The 18,486-nt window shown below is 44.3% G+C and carries 12 protein-coding genes; 10 read left to right on the plus strand and 2 right to left on the minus strand.

The window, feature by feature from the left end; translation table 11 throughout:
* Nucleotides 1-43 precede the first annotated feature (43 nt).
* The 6 genes from MTO98_RS33050 to MTO98_RS33075 all read left to right on the plus strand — a co-directional run bounded on the left by MTO98_RS33050 (nucleotide 44) and on the right by MTO98_RS33075 (nucleotide 9,149).
* On the plus strand, nucleotides 44-1,006 hold the full coding sequence (locus tag MTO98_RS33050; RefSeq protein ID WP_243483896.1) for an MBL fold metallo-hydrolase: 963 nt from the start codon (nucleotides 44-46) through the stop codon (nucleotides 1,004-1,006).
* 646 nt (nucleotides 1,007-1,652) lie between these two features.
* On the plus strand, nucleotides 1,653-2,123 hold the full coding sequence (locus MTO98_RS33055; RefSeq protein ID WP_243483898.1) for a (2Fe-2S)-binding protein: 471 nt from the start codon (nucleotides 1,653-1,655) through the stop codon (nucleotides 2,121-2,123).
* Nucleotides 2,120-2,725, plus strand: a complete 606-nt coding sequence (locus MTO98_RS33060) for a hypothetical protein (protein ID WP_243483900.1) — start codon at nucleotides 2,120-2,122, stop codon at nucleotides 2,723-2,725. Before MTO98_RS33055 ends, MTO98_RS33060 begins: the two co-directional genes overlap by 4 nt.
* Before the next feature lie 24 nt (nucleotides 2,726-2,749).
* Nucleotides 2,750-4,900 carry a molybdopterin cofactor-binding domain-containing protein gene (locus MTO98_RS33065; RefSeq protein ID WP_243483902.1) on the plus strand — a complete coding sequence of 717 codons (2,151 nt, stop codon included), beginning with the start codon at nucleotides 2,750-2,752 and terminating at the stop codon, nucleotides 4,898-4,900.
* A gap of 118 nt (nucleotides 4,901-5,018) precedes the next feature.
* Nucleotides 5,019-8,690: an ABC transporter permease gene (locus MTO98_RS33070; RefSeq protein WP_243483904.1), complete on the plus strand. Its 3,672-nt coding sequence runs from the start codon at nucleotides 5,019-5,021 to the stop codon at nucleotides 8,688-8,690.
* Between the two features lie 57 nt (nucleotides 8,691-8,747).
* Complete coding sequence (locus MTO98_RS33075) at nucleotides 8,748-9,149, plus strand: cupin domain-containing protein (protein WP_243483906.1); 402 nt, start codon at nucleotides 8,748-8,750, stop codon at nucleotides 9,147-9,149.
* 18 nt (nucleotides 9,150-9,167) lie between these two features.
* Here the strand turns inward: MTO98_RS33075 and MTO98_RS33080 are convergent, their stop codons facing one another.
* Nucleotides 9,168-9,860 carry a LytTR family DNA-binding domain-containing protein gene (locus MTO98_RS33080; RefSeq protein ID WP_243483907.1) on the minus strand — a complete coding sequence of 231 codons (693 nt, stop codon included), beginning with the start codon at nucleotides 9,858-9,860 and terminating at the stop codon, nucleotides 9,168-9,170.
* On the minus strand, nucleotides 9,857-11,005 hold the full coding sequence (locus MTO98_RS33085) for a sensor histidine kinase (RefSeq protein ID WP_243483909.1): 1,149 nt from the start codon (nucleotides 11,003-11,005) through the stop codon (nucleotides 9,857-9,859). The genes MTO98_RS33080 and MTO98_RS33085 overlap by 4 nt, the downstream gene beginning before the upstream one ends.
* Nucleotides 11,006-11,238: 233 nt before the next feature.
* Between MTO98_RS33085 and MTO98_RS33090 the strand changes: the two genes are divergently transcribed.
* The 4 genes from MTO98_RS33090 to MTO98_RS33105 all read left to right on the plus strand — a co-directional run bounded on the left by MTO98_RS33090 (nucleotide 11,239) and on the right by MTO98_RS33105 (nucleotide 18,477).
* Nucleotides 11,239-12,162 (plus strand): GLPGLI family protein, encoded by a 924-nt coding sequence (locus MTO98_RS33090; protein ID WP_243483911.1) that lies wholly within the window; start codon nucleotides 11,239-11,241, stop codon nucleotides 12,160-12,162.
* Nucleotides 12,159-14,834 carry a carboxypeptidase-like regulatory domain-containing protein gene (locus MTO98_RS33095; protein WP_243483914.1) on the plus strand — a complete coding sequence of 892 codons (2,676 nt, stop codon included), beginning with the start codon at nucleotides 12,159-12,161 and terminating at the stop codon, nucleotides 14,832-14,834. Before MTO98_RS33090 ends, MTO98_RS33095 begins: the two co-directional genes overlap by 4 nt.
* A 485-nt stretch (nucleotides 14,835-15,319) precedes the next feature.
* The gene (gene ppsA, locus MTO98_RS33100) at nucleotides 15,320-17,965 is read left to right on the plus strand and encodes a phosphoenolpyruvate synthase (protein ID WP_243483916.1); all 2,646 of its coding nucleotides are present in this window, start codon (nucleotides 15,320-15,322) and stop codon (nucleotides 17,963-17,965) included.
* A 29-nt stretch (nucleotides 17,966-17,994) separates the two neighbouring features.
* Nucleotides 17,995-18,477 carry a cupin domain-containing protein gene (locus MTO98_RS33105; protein ID WP_243483918.1) on the plus strand — a complete coding sequence of 161 codons (483 nt, stop codon included), beginning with the start codon at nucleotides 17,995-17,997 and terminating at the stop codon, nucleotides 18,475-18,477.
* Nucleotides 18,478-18,486 lie beyond the last annotated feature (9 nt).

Raw genomic sequence — 18,486 nt, forward strand, 5'->3', positions numbered from 1 at the left:
CCCGGCTGTTGCCGCTTAGTGAAACTAATTAAAAATCCATATTATGAACTCACAACAACCAAACAACATGAGCCGCCGCAAATTTTTAGGTACTGCCGGGCTGTTTACCGCAGGTTTGTACCTGGCACCAAAAAATTTGTTTGCCTTTCAGCAGGCAGCAAGTCCTGTGGTAACTATTATCAATGCTGCAAAAACGGCAAAGGTAACTGTGACACCGTTACGTAAAAACATCAGTATGCTGGAAGGATCGGGCGGTAACATTGCCGTATTAGATGGGGCACAGGGAAAATTAATGGTTGACGGAGGTATAGGTGTTTCCAAAAGCCATGTTTTAGAAGCTCTAAATTCAATCAGTAAAACCCCCGTTAAGTTTTTGATCAACAGCCATTGGCATTTTGATCATACTTTTGGAAATGAATGGCTCCATGGCCAGGGGGCTACTATCATAGCACAGGACGTTACAAAAAAACACCTCGAAAATACCGTACGGGTTGATGACTGGAACTATACCTTCCCACCGCTTCCCAAAACAGCCCTGCCAACAGTACTTTACAAAAAGGAGCATGCAATAAACTTTAATGGCGAAACTGTTCATATCAACACGTATAAACCAGCCCATACTGACGGCGATTCGTCAATTCATTTTGCAAACGCCGATATTTTACACGTAGCAGATACCTTTTGGAACGGCTATTTTCCCTTCATTGATTACTCAACAGGCGGAAGCATTGATGGCATGATCGAAGCTTCGCGGCAAAATATTGCCAGGGCGGGCAAAACCACAATCGTTATACCCGGCCATGGCCCTATCGGGAACAAAGCTCAGCTTATGGAGTTTCATGAAATGCTTGTAACCGTACGCGATAAAGTAGCCAAACTAAAACAATCAGGAAAGTCATTAAATGAAATTATTGCGGCCCGGCCAACCGAAAAGTATGATGCAAAATTTGGTGGCTTTGTTATATCGGGCAAAACATTTACCAACCTGGTATATAAGGGCTTATAGTTATTCGTAAAAGTCCTGCCTTTTAAAACTAAAAAGCAGAATACGTGCCTGAACGAGTGTCGCGCTGCGTTACACTCATCCAGGCATTACAACTAAGCCTGTTTCAGGCTTGTTATTATCACGCTACTATCCCGGAGGGCAATGTCATTAAGTTAAGGGATTGACAGGTTGCACCAGAGGTGCAAAAGGTTTGTAGAAATTAAAGATTTGTTTGTCTTGGTGTGCCAGAGGTACACAACCCCGAATGTTCCGTACCTCTGGCACGGTTATTTTCGGTATGTGATATTACTACAAACCTATTCCCCCTCTGGGGGATTTTCCTTAACTTAATGACATTGCCCGGAGGGGTCATTTTCTTCCCGGCGCTTATCACTCCAGCCCTGGTTATTACTAAATAACTGAGCTAATTTAACCCAATCCGGGGAAACCGTTAACCTGCGCTTCTTTATCAGATAACCCGCTATATTTTAAATAGTTAATCTGGTTAACAATACTCCTATCATCTTCTGTTTTGCATTTTTAACGCGTATTGTAAAGGGTACGCAACCCTGTTTAAATTCTGAGCCATAGCTTATTTAATGTCTTTTGCGTTTTTGTCTTAATTATTTTCGAACTTTAATGTAAATAATTACCAAACCAACCGATTATGACAAGCATTACCGTTAACGGAAAACTTCATAACATTGAAGCAAATCCTGATATGCCGTTATTGTGGGTTATCCGGGATATCCTGGGTTTAACTGGCACCAAATTTGGCTGCGGGGCTGCACAATGCGGGGCCTGCACAGTTCATCTCAACGGAGAAGCAGTACGTTCATGCGTCACAAAAATTAACCGGGCAGCCGGCCAGCATATTGTAACTATTGAAGGGCTATCGCCCGCCAACGATCACCCGCTGCAACTTGCCTGGAATGAAATGAATGTTCCGCAATGCGGTTATTGTCAATCCGGACAGATCATGTCGGCAGCAGTGCTGCTGCGCGAAAACCCCAACCCTTCCGATCAGGATATTGACGATGCCATGTCTGGTAACATTTGCCGCTGCGGTACTTATCAGCGTATTCGTGCAGCTATTCACAAAGCCGCAAGCATGCAAACGGAAGGGGCCAAACTATGAAGAAGCTTTTTGTTATTTGTATTATGTCATCGGTAATTGTCTTTTTTGAACTGTCATTTAAATCAGAGCCTCCTAAAGCTAACTACCCTGTTTTACCTAAAGATAGCGTTGGTTCCGTAAAAGCCTTCATGTCAGTTTATAAGGTTTTGATGAGTGCGCGTTGTATGAATTGCCACCCTTCGGGCGATTCACCGCTACAGGGCGATGACAGCCACATCCATACTATGAATGTAAAACGAGGGGCCGACGGCAGGGGCTTGTATGCTGTACGCTGCAGTAATTGTCATCAATCAGAAAATACAGAAGGGTTACACATGCCGCCCGGAAACCCCAAATGGGGATTACCGCCGGCACACATGCGAATGGTTTTTCAGGGGCGGACACCGCGTCAGCTGGCTTTGCAATTACTTGATCCCAAACAAAACGGCGGCCGAACAAAAGCAGACCTGATCAACCACATGGCCAATGATGAGCTTGTAGGCTGGGCCTGGCACCCCGGCAAGGGCCGTACCTTGCCACCAATGAGCCGTGCGGCTTTAACTGCACAGGTAAAGTTATGGATTGCTAAAGGGGCTTATGCGCCTTCGGCAAAAACTAAATAACACATTTAAAGCGATAGACCAACCATGGAGACTAACGGAATATCAAGAAGAAATTTTTTGAAGGTATCCGGCCTTGCCGGAACTGCACTTTGCCTGGGCTTTTATTTTCCGGCCAATGCCCAAAAGGAAGAACTGGTTGCCGCAGCTGCAGGCTCGGGCTTTGAGTTCAATGCCTGGATGCACATCGATACCAACGGAAAAGTTACGCTAACCGATCACCGGGCAGAAATGGGCCAGGGCTCATACCAGTCCGTTCCGCAGATCATCGCCGAAGAATTGGAGGTTGACCTGAAAGATATTAACGTAATTTTTGCTAAAGGCGATCCGGATAAATATGGGAGCCAGATTACAGGTGGAAGCTCTACCATCAGGGGATCATACAAAAACCTGCTTAAATTAAGTGCAACAGCACGGGAAATGCTTATTGCCGCGGCGGCGGCGAAATGGAATGTTCCGGCGGCTGAGTGCTATGCCCAATCCGGACATGTTATCCACAAGCCAACAGGCAAAAAGTTTAACTATGGCCAACTGGTAACAGATGCCTCACAGCTTCCGCCACCTACCGATGTTAAATTGAAAAACATCGCCGATTATAAGCTGATCCGCAAACCATTGAACAGGCTTGATACGCCAATGAAAACCAATGGAGAAGCCGTTTTTGGCCTGGATAAAAAATTGCCCGGAATGGTTTACGCCTGTGTAGAACGCAGCCCGAGATTGCGTGGAAAAATAAAGAGTGTTGACAGTGCGGATGCACTGAAAGTTCCGGGCGTTAAACAGGTTTTAAAAATACAGATGATGGTTTTTAATACCACCCGTGATGGTGTGGTAGTTATTGCCGATTCAACCTGGGCGGCCATGCAAGGGCGTAAAGCATTGAAGGTAGAGTGGGACGACAGCGGATTTGACCATGTGAATACTTCCGATATTTATAAAACCCACCAGGCGTTATTGCAAAAAGAAGAAGGCCTTTCATTTAAAAAACAGGGCGACCCCGATAATGCCCTGGCCAGGTCAGATAAAAAGATAGATGTTGTTTATCAAACGCCCTACCAGTCGCATGCTGCAATGGAGCCGCTAAACTGCATTGCTCATTATAAGCCCGACGGTATAGAGATCTGGGGCCCGATACAGGCACCAGATTGGGTACAGGGCGATATTGCGGACAGATTTAAGCTGCCTAAAGAAAAGGTGATCGTCAACATGACATTTTTGGGTGGTGGTTTTGGACGAAAAGCGTTTAAAGACTATACCCATGAAGCCGTTGTAATTTCAAAAGCAGTGGGCGCACCTGTACAGGTTGTATGGACCCGGGAGGATGACATAAGGCAGGGGCCTTTCCGCGCCGGTATTTCTTACAGGGGGCAGGGAGCAATTGAAAACGGCGAGATCAGTGCTTTAAAATTCAAAATGGCCGGCCAGAATATTGACCATTGGAACGGCCCCGGCCGAGGCAAACCCAATGACAGTACCAACGAAGGTTTTCTGAAACCGTATTTTGAAACCATTAAAAATATCAGCTTTGCTGATGTTCCTTATGAAATGCCATTGCCTAATATGTGGTGGCGCTCCGTTTACGCTTCTACCAATGGTTTCGCTTATGAAAGCTTTATGAACGAAATGTCGGTTTTAGCAGGAGAAGACCAGCTTGCTTTCCGGAGAAAATATCTGAAAGACGAGCGTTGCCAGCGATTGATAGACCGACTGGAAGAAGTATCAGGATGGAAATCCAGAACAAAAAATGAGGGCTACGGCGTAGCTATAACGGAGTGCTTTGAAACTACCGTTGGCCAGGTGGTAAAGGTTTCAAGAAACGCCGGCGGGAAAGTAAAAATCGACAAGGTTTGGGCGGTGATGGATTGCGGCTGGTATGTAAATCCTGATATTATCAAAGCACAGGTTGAGGGCTCGGTTATTATGGCCCTTGGCGCTGCTACCATACATGAAATCACATTTAATAATGGCTTGGTAAATCAACATAACTTTTATGATTACCTGATGCCCCGAATGAGTGACGCCCCACAGGTTGAAGTGCACATTATGGAAAACACTGCCGATGCCGGCGGAGTAGGTGAACCAGGTTTGCCTCCGTTTGCTCCTGCACTAACGGATGCCATTTATGATCTTACCGGAAACCGGATCAGGAAATTACCGTTTGATATGAACGCCATTTAGCATAGTAAACCAGGCAAAGGGTAATTTATCGCATACAAAAGATGTTTGCCTGATCCTGTTATAGCTTACATTGGCTTTTATTTCGTCCGGGTGAGGTTTTTAATCGCCATTAGTTAAGTTGAAACCATATACGCTCCATATTTCCCTTTATGACGCCGCGTTTTTCGGGATGTTGTTTATCGGCGTCACTTTTATACTGCTATTATGCTTTGCAGGGAAAACAAACCGGCCGGCAAACCGGTTTTTGGCCATGGCATTGGGTGTTGCTGTTTTATGGATGGCCCGGCTCCTGGCTATTGATATTCAACTGTCGGCTTATATTGCTTTCTGGAGCTGGCTGCCGCTCCGGTTTTCGTTGGCTATTGGCCCGCTGTTCTTTTTTTATGTACTCAAAGTAACCCAGCCCCAATATAAATTCAGGCGTAAGGACCTCCTGCATTTTAGCCCCCTGCTCCTGGAATTAGGGGCTCAGGCCATGGAGACCATTGAAAGCCTGAATACAGGCCTGGCAACTTATGACACCTTAATCTTCAGGCAATTAAACCCTGTATTACAAACACTGGCGCTCGCTTCGGTTATTATTTATTTATACCGGTGCCGTATACAGATCGAAACCTTTTACAAACAACAAAAATTTAACGGAGGCGACCGGTTCAGGCACGAGTTGCACTGGCTTCGCAGCTTAATAACAGGTTTCGGGTTGCTTTGGCTGCTCTGGCTCCCTTTTATGGCTGCAGACTATTTTTATTACAATCAGCTATTAGCCGTACAAGCTTATTATCCTTTGTACCTGCTGCAAATGCTGATGCTGATCTGGATAGCGGCAAGAGCATTTTTAAGGCCGGATCTTAATTCACAACCAAATGGCTTGCCGATTTTAAAACCGGTATTACCGGCACATCTGAAGCAAAAAGGTGCCTGGTTAAAAAGAGCTGTTAAAGACAACCAGTATTACCAGGATCCGGAACTAAGCTTAACCACGCTTGCCGAAAAGCTTGGTTTAACTACACATGAGTTGTCGCGCATCATCAATACCGTACTCAAAAAAAGTTTCAATGATTTCATCAATGAGTACCGTGTTAATGCGGCGGCTCAAAAAATGCACGACCCCGCTTATGCTCACATTACTTTGCTCGGAATTGCGTACGAATCGGGGTTTAACTCTCAAAGTACATTTAGCCGAATTTTCAGGCAAGTAACCGGAAAAAGCCCCCTTGAATATAAAAATGAGCAGAAAAAAGAGTACCCATCTTATAAACTGGGCAGCCGTGCTCAAGCTGCACCGGTAGTTTTGAATCGGGAAACCACCCTCAAATGGTCTCGTTACAAAACAAACCGCAACTTTATGTTTAAAAATTATTTTAAAATTGCATGGCGTAATTTAACCCGAAATAAAAGCTATGCCGCTATTAACATTACCGGCCTGGCCGTGGGTATTGCTGTTTGTATGGTGATCTTTATCATCATACAATTTCAACTAAGCTTTGATAATTTTCACCCCACAAAAAACCGAACCTATCGCGTATTAACCGAATATCATCACCCGGAAACAGGGAATATTACTTATGGTAAAGACATTCCTTTTCCGCTCCCCTTAGGGTTAAAAACGGCCTTCCCCCAAATAGAACAGGTAGCACCAATTTTTGCGAGCCAGAATGACCAGTTAATAATTCCTGATGCCAATGGAGCTGCTGTAAAAATATTTAATGAGCAAAGAGGCTTGTTTTACACCAATCCGTCATTTTTTAAAATATTCAACTTTCCGTTGCTTGCCGGTTCATACGCTTCATTAAAAGACCCGGACAATGTGTTGCTTACCAAAGAGACTGCTGAAAAGTATTTTGGCGACTGGAAGACAGCTATGGGCAAAACCATTAAACTGCAAATGGGCGGTTTTATGTTTGAGCATGGTACAGACGTTTTAAGAGTTTCGGGTATCCTTGCAAATATCCCTGAAAACTCCGACTTCCAGCTAAAAGTTGTTGTTAGTTTCGGGACAGGGTTTACCGGGGATTTTTTAACCAAATCTACCGATTGGAACAGAACCGTAGCCGATTTTGGCTGCTATGTTCTGCTGCCCCCAAACCTTACTGCCGCAAATTTCAACCAGCAGCTGAGGGCATATTCACAAAAGGTAGAATCTTCCGACAACAAGGACAGCCATATTATCCAGGCATTAAATGCGGTGCATTATGATACCCAGGTTGGCAATTACAGCAATAAAACAACCAGTCATGAATTACTTAATGTACTATGGCTCATTGCCGCATTCATACTGTTAATTGCCTGCGTAAATTTCATTAACCTCTCAACCGCGCAGGCGGTTAACCGGGCAAAGGAAGTTGGCGTCAGAAAAGTTTTGGGAAGTAATAAATCACAATTGCAACTCCAGTTCATTGTCGAAACATTTTTGATAGTTGCAAGTGCCGTAATAGTTGCCCTTGTTATTACCATACTTGCGTTGCCTTATGTAAGCCGGCTTTTAGAACTCTCACTTTCATTTAATATATTCCGCAACCCTGTCCTCATCTTGTTTCTTTTAGTTGTAATGGTTGCTGTAACCGCACTTGCAGGTTTTTATCCTTCTGTTGTTTTATCCCGTTTCAACCCTGTTAATGCATTAAAGAGCAAACTTGCAACAGGCCCGGTAAAAGGTATTTCATTAAGACGAGGATTAGTAGTGTTCCAATTCATCATTGCGCAAGCCCTGATCATCGGAACGCTCATCATCGTAAAGCAAATGAATTACTTTATGGATCAGCCTTTGGGCTTTGATAAAGATGCCATTATCAATGTCCCTTTCCGGGTGGATAGTGTTCGCCTCAGCAAGATGGAATATTTAAAAAACCAGCTCCTGTCCATAAACGATGTAAAATCGGTAAGCTTCAGTTCCAATACCCCCATAGAAAATGGCAACGATACCTGGAGCGCCATCAAATACAACCGCGCACAAAAAGAAACGGATTTTAAGGCTATAACCAAATTTGCCGACCATGACTATGTGCCTGCTTACAAATTACAATTGATAGCCGGGCGAAACCTGAAACCTAACAGCATGACAAGGGAGTTTTTAGTAAATGAGTCATTACTGAAAAGTTTAGGAATAAAAAAGCCCGAAGACATATTGAACAAGGAAATAAGCATCTGGGACGGCCTTATCAAATGCCCCGTTGTTGGTGTGCTGAAAGATTTTAATGACCGGTCTTTCCGCCAGGACCTTGCGCCATTACTCATTACCACAGATAACGTCATGTATAACCAGGCCGGAATAAAACTGGCTACAACCAACATGCCTGCCACACTGGAAGCCGTTAAGAAAGTATGGGAGCAAACATTTCCGGATTTTGTTTACGAGTACAGGTTTCTTGATGACAAAATCGCCGGTTTTTACAAACAGGAAAATCAGTTATCACAATTGTATAAAACATTTGCAGTAATCGCTATATTTTTGAGCTGTCTGGGCTTGTATGGCTTAGCTTCATTCATGGCAGTACAACGGATAAAAGAAGTTGGTATCCGCAAGGTACTCGGTGCCACCGCCGGTAGCATCGTTTACCTGTTTTCAAAAGAGTTTATCATACTTATTGCTATTGCCTTTGCTATAGCTGCGCCTATTGCCTGGTATTACATGCACCAATGGCTGCAGGCTTATGTTTATCGTATTAATATCAGCTGGTGGTTATTTGCCATAGGCGGCGTTGCAGCAACAATTATTGCACTTGTAACCATAAGCTTCCAGGCTATAAAGGCAGCAAAAGCAAACCCGGTGAAAAGTTTGAGGAGCGAGTAGTAATTAATTCAATCTTTACAAACCAACTAAAACAGTTTTTTAACGACACAAAATAGAATGGAAATTACACGATCAGGTACAAAACCATCTGCCAAAGGCCCCGCCGACTGGTTTACAGGTGCGGTACGAATTGACCCTTTATTTGATGCTAATGACACCCGCCGGGGAGTATCGGCATCTGTAACTTTTGAACCCGGCGCAAGAACGGCCTGGCATACGCACCCACTGGGTCAAACCCTCATCATTACTTCGGGGATTGGCTGGGTGCAGCACGAAGGTGGTGCTGTTGAAGAGGTGCGCCCCGGCGATGTTGTTTGGTTTGAGGCTAACGAAAAACACTGGCACGGAGCCTCGGCAACCAATGGCATGAGCCATATAGCCATACAGGAAAACCTGAACGGCAAAGTGGTTGATTGGCTGGAACACGTAACAGATGAGCAATACAACGCTGCGCGATAGCCGGAGATTTGACAAATGTTATTTCAATCCCAATCTGCTGCGTAAAAGATCCCGGTAGGTACTGCCTATCGGGATCTTTTCGCCATTAATAATAAGCTGGTGCACTTCAATCATAGTAATATGTTTGATAGCTACTACATACGATTTATGCACCCTTAAAAAATCCCCTGCCGGCACAACGTCAAAAATATCCCCCATGTTTTCGCGCACCAGGATGTTTCTGTCTTTAAGGTGAACGGTGATATAGTTACCGTCTTTTTCAAGGTACAAGATCTCGCTCACCTTAACCTGGTACGTTTGCGGCCCGCTTTTAATAAAAACGGTGGGTTCATTTTCTTTAATCGGACCATTTTTTGGAGCCAATACCCCCGCCGCTTTATTTATTGCCGCCAGGAAACGCTCAAAGGTTATCGGCTTCAGCAGGTAATCAAGCGCATTCAGGTCATAACTTTCTACTGCGTAATGGCTGTAGGCCGTAGTAAAAATGATCATTGGCCTGGGCAACAAAGTTTGCACTAACTGCATCCCGCTGATATCGGGCATGTTAATGTCGAGAAAAATGAGATCAACCTTTTCGCAGTTCAAAAATTCTATCGCCTTCACCGGTTCGCGAAAAGTGGCTTTCAAATCAACCAGGTTTGTTTTATAGCAATAGCGTTCTATCACTTCAAGCGCCTTGGGTTCATCATCAATGGCAATACAGCTTATCATTCCAGGTCAAGTTCAAGTTTAACAATATATTTCCCACCATCTTCACTAATCTGCAGTTTATGTTTATTCGGGTACAGTAAATCCAGCCGCCGTTTCACATTTTCGAGCCCGATACCGCTTTTTTCATCTTCCATTTTTTTAATAGTACTGTATTTAGTGTTAACGCAGCTAAAGTTTAGCCGCTGATCTGCAAGCGCAATACCAATATCAATTACGGATGTTTGCCCGATAGAAACCCCATGTTTAAAAGCATTTTCAACAAAAGGGATAAAGAGCATCGGAGCTACAATGGCGTTTCCGGTTTGCGCAGGATGATTAAATATCACCTTCACCTCATCATCGGCATAACGAAGTTTATTCAGAGTGATACAATCTTCCAGGTATGCCATTTCTTTACTCAACGGTACACTGCCTGCATTGCTGTCGTAAATCATATACCGCATCATGCCCGATAGCTTAGAGATCCCGTCGGCAAGTTCATCATTTCCCTTTTCCTGTGCCATCGAAAAAAGGTTATTGAGTGTATTGAACAGGAAATGCGGATTGATCTGCGATTTAAGGAATTTGATCTCCGTACTTAATTGATAAGCCTGCAATTGGTTACGCATCAATTCATTTCGCGCCCATTCTTTTAAAAAGAAATAAGCGATTGAAAGCCCTGCCGCGGTAAAAAAAATAAGCAGCATGGTGAGCTGCATATGTATCCAGTTCCCAATGGCAAAAATTGCTGTACGCCCTTGAATCAAATGGTCAGGCCCATCCTTGCCTGCAGCAAAATCCGGAATTGGAGGAACTACAGGAAGGTTGCTACTTAATTTAGATACAACAAAAACATAGTTGGCCATGAAAATGAGTATGAACCAGCCGGCCGCCATAGCAACGCCCGCAACTAAGCTTTTATAATGAAGCACTTTTTTAAAGATCCAAAATATATTGCCGTAAAAAAGCAATGCTAAAAAAGCGAGGGTAATACGGGAATAAGGAAAAACGGTATCGATCTGGCTCTTTTCCATAACCCTTCCGTTTTGGCTTACCTTCACGCGCACCGTTGAGCCCGTCAGCGAGTTCAGGGTATAATACACCCCTATCCAAAATGCCAGGTGGATCAGTATTTCGATGATATGTTTGGCTTTGATACGGCTCATTATTCAAAGGTATATTAAGCCTGGTTTACTTATTAATTATTGATGTTAATATACTGATTTGGCAGGTAAACGGACATTTTTTGAAATCCGGGTCCGGCTATGCAGGCAATTTGTTTTTGACAGAAGCTCAAATAACAAATACACACTTTATAATGATATGAAAAGGGTGTTTGTACCAATGTTTTTGGCACCCTGATATGACACAGTACAATTGCTTAAAAATATCCGAAATTATGAAAAAGCAATTGCTATTATGTGCCGCACTACTAACCCAGGTGCTTTCTGCATCGGCACAAAAACCGGATACCGCGCAGGTATTGGTACACTACAAGTTTTCTCACATCAGGGATACCACCAACCGCGACCATCCCTATACCGAAAACATGGTTTTGATTATAGGCAAAACCGCCGGCGCTTACAAAAGTTATGACAAGCAGTTACAGGATGCGCTGTTCAGGAAACAAGTGCAGCAACAGGTAGCCAACTCGCCCGATGGGCATGTAAACATCCAGCGGAGATCATCGGGCTCGGGTACAGAATATTACCAGTTCCCGAACGGAAAAAAACTAATGAGGAAGGAACCGCTGCTGTTCAACAACTATCTTATAACAGATGCCCTCCCACCCATCGAATGGAAGATAAGCGGCGATACTGCAACGTTTGGCGGGTTGCATTGCCAAAAAGCAACAACCCATTTTAAGGGAAGAGATTACACAGCCTGGTTCAGTCCTGATTTGCTGCTGCATATAGGCCCCTGGAAACTCAATGGCTTACCCGGGGTAATTGTAGAAGCGTATGATACCAGAAAGGACGTTATTTTTAAGTTTGACGGGGTTGAAAAAGCAGTAATCTCCACCCAAAAAGATGCACAGGCTGCCAGTCAGCCCCAGGGCAACCAGGGACGAATGGTTATGATAGGCATGGACGATCAGGCCGGTGATCCTAACATCATCCAACCTCCTGCCAACGCCATCAAAACCACCGAAAAGGAATTTTCCAAATTGCAGGAGGCCATGCGTAAAGATCCAAATGCTTTTGCACAGTCAATGGCAGCCGCGCAGGCAGCGGGCCAGGGCAGGCCAGCTCCGAAAATTGATATCAGAATAGGCCCGCAGCCGGTGATCAACAACCCAATTGAATTACCCGAAAAGAAATGAGCCGGTTTATAAAACATATCCGGTTGCTGGGGATAGCATTGTTATTTTCAGCTTCCGGCTTTAGTCAAAGTATCAAAGGGATAGTGAAGGACAGCACCGGCAAACCGGTGCCTTATGCCACCATCAACCTCAGAAACATTGCAGCCGGCAGCATTGTAACCTATACCATTACCGACACCAGGGGCTCCTATATTTTGCTGCTCCCGGCCAATGTACCCGTGAGCGGCCTCGCGGTCGAGGTACGATGTATCGGCTATAAAAACCAGCAAAAAAATATCACTGACTTTCAGGCTCCGGTGGATTTTACTTTAACGGCATCCGTCAATCAGCTGCAGGCGGTAGTGATTAAAAGCAGCCGGCCCGTACTGCGAACAAATGGGGACACATTAAGCTACAAAGTATCTGATTTCAGCAGCGCACAGGACAGGGTTATTGGCGATGTGATCAAAAAGCTACCGGGTATAACTGTTGCCGCTGATGGCAGGATCAGTTACAATAACAAACCGATCTCCAACCTGTACATCGGCGGTGATAACCTGCTTGACGATAAATATAATATTGCTACCGGCACTATTCCAAACGGAGTGGTAGACCAGGTACAGGTGATTCAAAACCATCAGCCTGTTAAGGTACTTCAAAACAAGGTAATGAGCGATGATGTAGCGCTCAACCTCAGCATAAAAAAAGGGGCCAAACTACAGATGGTAGGACAGGAAAGCATCGGGGCGGGTTTACCCGGTAATTACGATGCAGACATGAATGCCATGATGTTTAAAGATAAATACAAAGCCATTAATTACCTTAAAGGGAATAATACCGGCAATGACCTGCAGGAGGACCTGGTATCGCATAATTATGCTGATTATATGCAGCGGATTGATAATGATGTACCTGCTACCGTACTATCGCTTGGTTCGGTGAATGATCCGGCATTATCGCGTAACCGGTATTTGTTCAACAAAGCTGGTATCCTCAACCTCAATAACCTGGTAAACTTTAAAAAGAACGTGCAAATGAAGATCAATGCTTATTATTTGCATGATACCCAGCGACAGGATTACAGCCAGCAAACAACCATCTTTTTACCCGGCGATACGGTGCGCTACAGCGAGACCCAGCGCAATCGTTTTAGTCCGGATGTACTGCATGCTCAATTTACGCTGAATGTTAACCAGGATAAATATTACCTTAACAATGTGCTGCTGCTGGATAACAGCCGGTCGGTCAATTACTCGGCATTGAATGCTAATGGCGGCATGGTGAACCAGGTATTCAGGGATAATGCGCTGAGCTTTTCAAATGAATTTAACCTGATCAGATCTTTAAAATCCAACAACATTATCCAGGCCTATTGTTATATCAGTCATTCAACCGAGCCGGAGAGCAGGGCTATTGAACCCAACTTTAACAATGCTATATTTAATAACGGGATCCCCTATGCGAGGCTGGCGCAAAATGTAAATGTGCCGGCATGGTATACTAATAATTATATTTCTTTCAAGATACCGTCAAACTTCATTACACAAAGTTTCAGAACAGGGTTTAGCCTCCAATCACAAAATTTAACCTCCAACCTAAACGCTGTACAGAATGATGATACTGTTAAGCCGCAATCTGACAGTTCAGTTAACCATTTAAACTGGACCAGGAAAAAGCTTTACGCCGAAGCAGCCTATGATTTGCCGGGCGATATCCTTAAAGTAAACCTTACTTTACCGATAAGCCTGCAGCAAATCAATTACTCGGATAGCTTGTATTCATTGAGCAAGAGTTTGACCCGCCTATACATTAACCCGCAGTTAAGGGTAAAATATAAAACCGGGCAAGAGAACTACCTGAATTTCCTTTACAGCTACCGCAATGAAACGGGTACAATAGAAGATATGTACCAGGGCTATATCCTGAAAGACTACCGGACGCTTTATGCCAATAATGCCGGCCTCACCGAACGGCAAAACCAACAGGCAGCTATTGGGTTTAATTACAGGAAGGCGCTGACACTGTTCTTCGGCAGTCTGAACGTAGTATATAACCATGTAGCTTCCAACAATATTGCGTCGGAGGTTATCACCAACAGCCTTCGGCAGCGCGTGGTGCTCCCCTACTCAAATAGCACAGATTCGTGGACGATGAATGCTACAGTTAGCAAGTATTCCTTTTCATTAAAAACCACTTTCAGCGGTGGCCTGCAATGGCAAAGTAACAAATCGGTACAGATCCAAAATAATACACTACTGCCTTTCAACACCGTTTCCAAAAGCATTAATACGGGCGCGGATACCAAAGTAAATGAACTGGTGAACTTTAGCTATAAAGCTATATTAACTCAAACCCACAGCCATTCGGCAACGGAAGCATCGGCTTATCATATCAGCCAGTTACTTCAGCAAGCATCTGTCAATTATAATCCTGTAACTGTTCTTCAGTTCAGGTTATCAGGCGAACATTACTTTACCCGCCAGCAAGGCAACCCCGATCTGAAATATTTTTTTGCTGATGCATCGGCAAAATTCAGGGTCGAAAAATGGAAAATCGATCTGGAGCTGAGCGCTGCGAATTTCCTGAATGTAAAAACTTACAATACGCTTTACCTATCAGCCAATACACTAACAGCCAGTTCGTACACCCTGCCAGGAAGGATTATACTGCTCAAGGTGCAGTTTCATATTTGAGTAGATTAATCTCGTTTACAGGTAGATAAAACTTCATTGCCGTTGATTTTAACCAACGGAATAATGAACAGCGGTAAGAGGGCTTCAGCCGAAATCCGCTTGTATAATTGGGCTAAAGCCAAGACTTTTCAGCTTTTTTAACCGTTTGTTAAAACCAACGGCAATGAATATTTCATGTTCCCTCAGGGTCTCTCGCAGAGGACCCTGAGGTTCACCGCATGCTAAACATCTAACCGAACATTCAGAACAACCGAATCAGCATGGTGTATACATCATGATCCTCTGCGAGAGATCCTGATGGGACGTTAAAAGTCAGTAAAACAGGCACCTAACACCTGCAATAATACCTCACTCCGCCCCCGCTGTTTGTAAGGATAACGCCTTGTTTCTGTCATTATTGCGCTCAAAAAAATATACCTTAAAAACAGTGTTTTGATCCATTTTACCTTATATTTTTGGTTATAAGTCTCAGAATAATCACCAATATGACCGCGGAAAACAAGCCCAACACAGCAATAGAAGCACACACCTACGTGCTTGATTTTAAGGATCTCAACAGGACAAAGCTTATGACTGCAGGCGGCAAGGGCGCAAACCTCGGCGAACTATCCGGGATCAAAGGGATCCAGGTGCCGGAGGGCTTTTGTGTAACCACCGAAGCTTATAAAAAAACGATCAAAGACAATCAGGAGCTTAACAGCCTGCTGGGTGAATTAACCAAACTCAAGGCAGAAGATCGGAAAAACATCGGCGAAGTATGTGCAAAAACCCGCAGAATCATCGAAAACCTGTTCATTTCTAACGATATAGCAGATGACATTACAGATCATCTTGCACAATTTGACCAGCAAGAGGCCTTCGCCGTTCGCTCCAGTGCCACGGCCGAAGATCTTCCTACAGCATCTTTTGCAGGCCAGCAGGATACCTATCTAAATATAATCGGGAAAGATGCGATCTTGAAACATATCAGCAAGTGCTGGGCATCCTTGTTCACGGACAGGGCGGTGATCTATCGCCTTCAAAATGGTTTCGACAACCGCAAAGTTTACCTATCAGTTATTGTTCAGAAAATGGTATTCCCACAGGCAGCAGGAATTTTGTTTGCTGCCGATCCTGTTACTTCTAACAGAAAGACCTTATCTATTGATGCAGGCTTCGGGCTTGGGGAGGATATGGTTTCCGGCCTGGTGAATGCCGATAGCTATAAGGTGTGCAACGGAAAGATCATCGATAAAAAGATCTCCACTAAAAAACTTGCTATTCATGCTTTAAAAGATGGCGGCACGCAGGAGCAGGAAATTGAGAAGGAGCAACAGACCAGCCAGGTGCTTACAGATGAACAGATCTTACAGCTTGAGCACATTGGCAGAAAGATTGAAGCGCATTTCGGCAGCCCGCAGGATATTGAATGGTGTTTGGCTGATGATATATTTTATATTGTTCAGAGCAGGCCTATTACCACTTTATATCCTGTTCCTGAAGCGAATGACCAGGAAAATCATGTTTATATCTCTGTCGGTCATCAGCAAATGATGACCGATGCCATGAAACCATTAGGGCTATCTTTATGGCAGTTAACCGCTGCCCGCCCCATGTTTAAGGCTGGCGGAAGGCTGTTTGTTGATGTTATGGATAGCCTGACTTCGCTTACCGGCAGGTCAGCTTTGCTAAATGGCATGTCGCAACATGATCCGCTTATCAAAGACGCACTCACAACTATTATTGAACGGGGGGATTTCATCCGGTTGTCACCGAACGAAGAACAAGATCCCGCTAAAAGCAATAAAGCTTTGCCATCCTGGGCTGCTCCGGCACCAATTGAAAACGATCCCCAAATTGCTGCTGACCTGATTGAACGGAGCCAAATATCTATAAAAACATTAAAACAAATCATCCAAACCAAATCAGGAACTGAGCTCTTTGATTTTATCCTGGAAGACCAGCAGAATTTAAGAAAGAACTTATTTACCCCGCAAAGCATAGCTGTGATAATGGCGGGAATGAATGCCTCATCATGGGTCAATGAAAAAATGCAGGAATGGCTGGGCGAAAAAAATGCGGCAGACACGCTTTCACAATCTGTACCAAACAATATTACTTCAGAAATGGGCCTCGAACTTTTGGATGTTGCAGATGCGATCCGTCAGTACCCCAAAGTGGTTGATTATTTACAACATGCAAAAGATGATAGCTTTTTGAACGGGCTGGCAAGGCTTAATGGCGGCGAAGAAACCCTGCATGCAATCAATGCTTATCTTAACAAATACGGGATGCGCTGCGCCGGCGAAATAGATATTACTAAACCGCGCTGGAGCGAAAAACCTATTGTACTGGTTCCCATGATCCTCAATAACATCAAAAACTTTGAGCCGGGTGAAAGTACGCGAAAATTTGAGCGCGGGCTACAGGAAGCTTTAAAAAAAGAACAGGAATTGCTGCACAGGCTAAGACAATTGCCGGATGGTGAACCCAAAGCCCAAGAAACCAAACAAAAGATAAGCCTGATCCGGAATTTTGCCGGTTACCGCGAATATCCTAAATATGGCATAGTTAGCCGCAGTTTTGTTTATAAGCAAGCTTTACTGCACGAAGCAGAAAAGCTTGTACAGGCGGGACTGATCCATGAAAAAGAAGACATCTACTATCTCTATTTTGATGAGCTGCGCGAAGTTGTACGTACGGGCAAACTGGATTACCGGATCATCGGCGAGCGAAAAGAAGAGCATAAATTATACGAAAAACTAAACCCGCCGCGTGTCATCACATCCGACGGAGAAATTATTGCAGGCAGGTATAAACGGGAAAACCTCCCGGCCGGAGCTATCATAGGTCTGCCCGTTTCTGCCGGAATTATAGAGGGACGGGCACGTGTAATCTTGAATATGGAAGACGCCGACTTAGATGAAGGAGACATATTAGTTACCATATTTACCGACCCCAGCTGGACACCATTGTTTGTATCTATAAAAGGGCTTATCACCGAAGTAGGTGGACTGATGACCCACGGAGCAGTTATAGCCCGCGAATATGGCTTACCGGCAGTTGTTGGGGTAGAGGGTGCCACCCAACTGATCAAAGATGGGCAGCGAATAAGGGTGAACGGAACAGAGGGATATATAGAAATACTGTAGATTAATACTCATTGGAATTGTACCAGAAAATGAATAATTTTAATGCTACACCAACCATAAACCCAACACACATGTTTCCTCACTTTAAAGAACGCATCAGCTTTGGCTCTCTCGAAATTAATTTTTTGTTAGATGGCGATGATACCGATGGCTCGCTGGTACAATTCGAGCTCGTTGTTCCGCCCGGGGTAAAGGTGCCGGCACCTCACTTTCATGTTGAAGTGGATGAAACGCTTTACATATTAGAAGGAACCCTCACCCAACTAATAGGCACAGAAACACGGGAGTTACAACCCGGCGATCATTGTTTTATAAAAAGGGGAACGATCCACGGTTTTAACAACCTTCATAAAAATACAGTGAGGGCGCTGTGCACACTTTCACCGGCATCTATAGGGCCGACTTATTTTCGCGAAATTGCCGAGGTAATTAATGCCGGTGGCCCTCCCGACATACAGCAGATCCTTGCCATCATGAAAAATCACGGACTTGAGCCAGTTAAACCAACATAGGCAAAATTC

This window comes from Mucilaginibacter sp. SMC90 (assembly GCF_022811725.1).
In the GTDB taxonomy this organism is placed as follows: domain Bacteria; phylum Bacteroidota; class Bacteroidia; order Sphingobacteriales; family Sphingobacteriaceae; genus Mucilaginibacter.

Bases quoted from the DNA above. Each gene is read 5' to 3' on its own strand.
- MTO98_RS33050 (WP_243483896.1), top strand. From the start codon at position 44: ATGAACTCACAACAACCAAACAACATGAGCCGCCGCAAATTTTTAGGT.
- MTO98_RS33055 (WP_243483898.1), top strand. From the start codon at position 1,653: ATGACAAGCATTACCGTTAACGGAAAACTTCATAACATTGAAGCAAAT.
- MTO98_RS33060 (WP_243483900.1), top strand. From the start codon at position 2,120: ATGAAGAAGCTTTTTGTTATTTGTATTATGTCATCGGTAATTGTCTTT.
- MTO98_RS33065 (WP_243483902.1), top strand. From the start codon at position 2,750: ATGGAGACTAACGGAATATCAAGAAGAAATTTTTTGAAGGTATCCGGC.
- MTO98_RS33075 (WP_243483906.1), top strand. From the start codon at position 8,748: ATGGAAATTACACGATCAGGTACAAAACCATCTGCCAAAGGCCCCGCC.
- MTO98_RS33080 (WP_243483907.1), bottom strand. From the start codon at position 9,860: ATGATAAGCTGTATTGCCATTGATGATGAACCCAAGGCGCTTGAAGTG.
- MTO98_RS33085 (WP_243483909.1), bottom strand. From the start codon at position 11,005: ATGAGCCGTATCAAAGCCAAACATATCATCGAAATACTGATCCACCTG.
- MTO98_RS33090 (WP_243483911.1), top strand. From the start codon at position 11,239: ATGAAAAAGCAATTGCTATTATGTGCCGCACTACTAACCCAGGTGCTT.
- MTO98_RS33095 (WP_243483914.1), top strand. From the start codon at position 12,159: ATGAGCCGGTTTATAAAACATATCCGGTTGCTGGGGATAGCATTGTTA.
- ppsA (WP_243483916.1), top strand. From the start codon at position 15,320: ATGACCGCGGAAAACAAGCCCAACACAGCAATAGAAGCACACACCTAC.
- MTO98_RS33105 (WP_243483918.1), top strand. From the start codon at position 17,995: ATGAATAATTTTAATGCTACACCAACCATAAACCCAACACACATGTTT.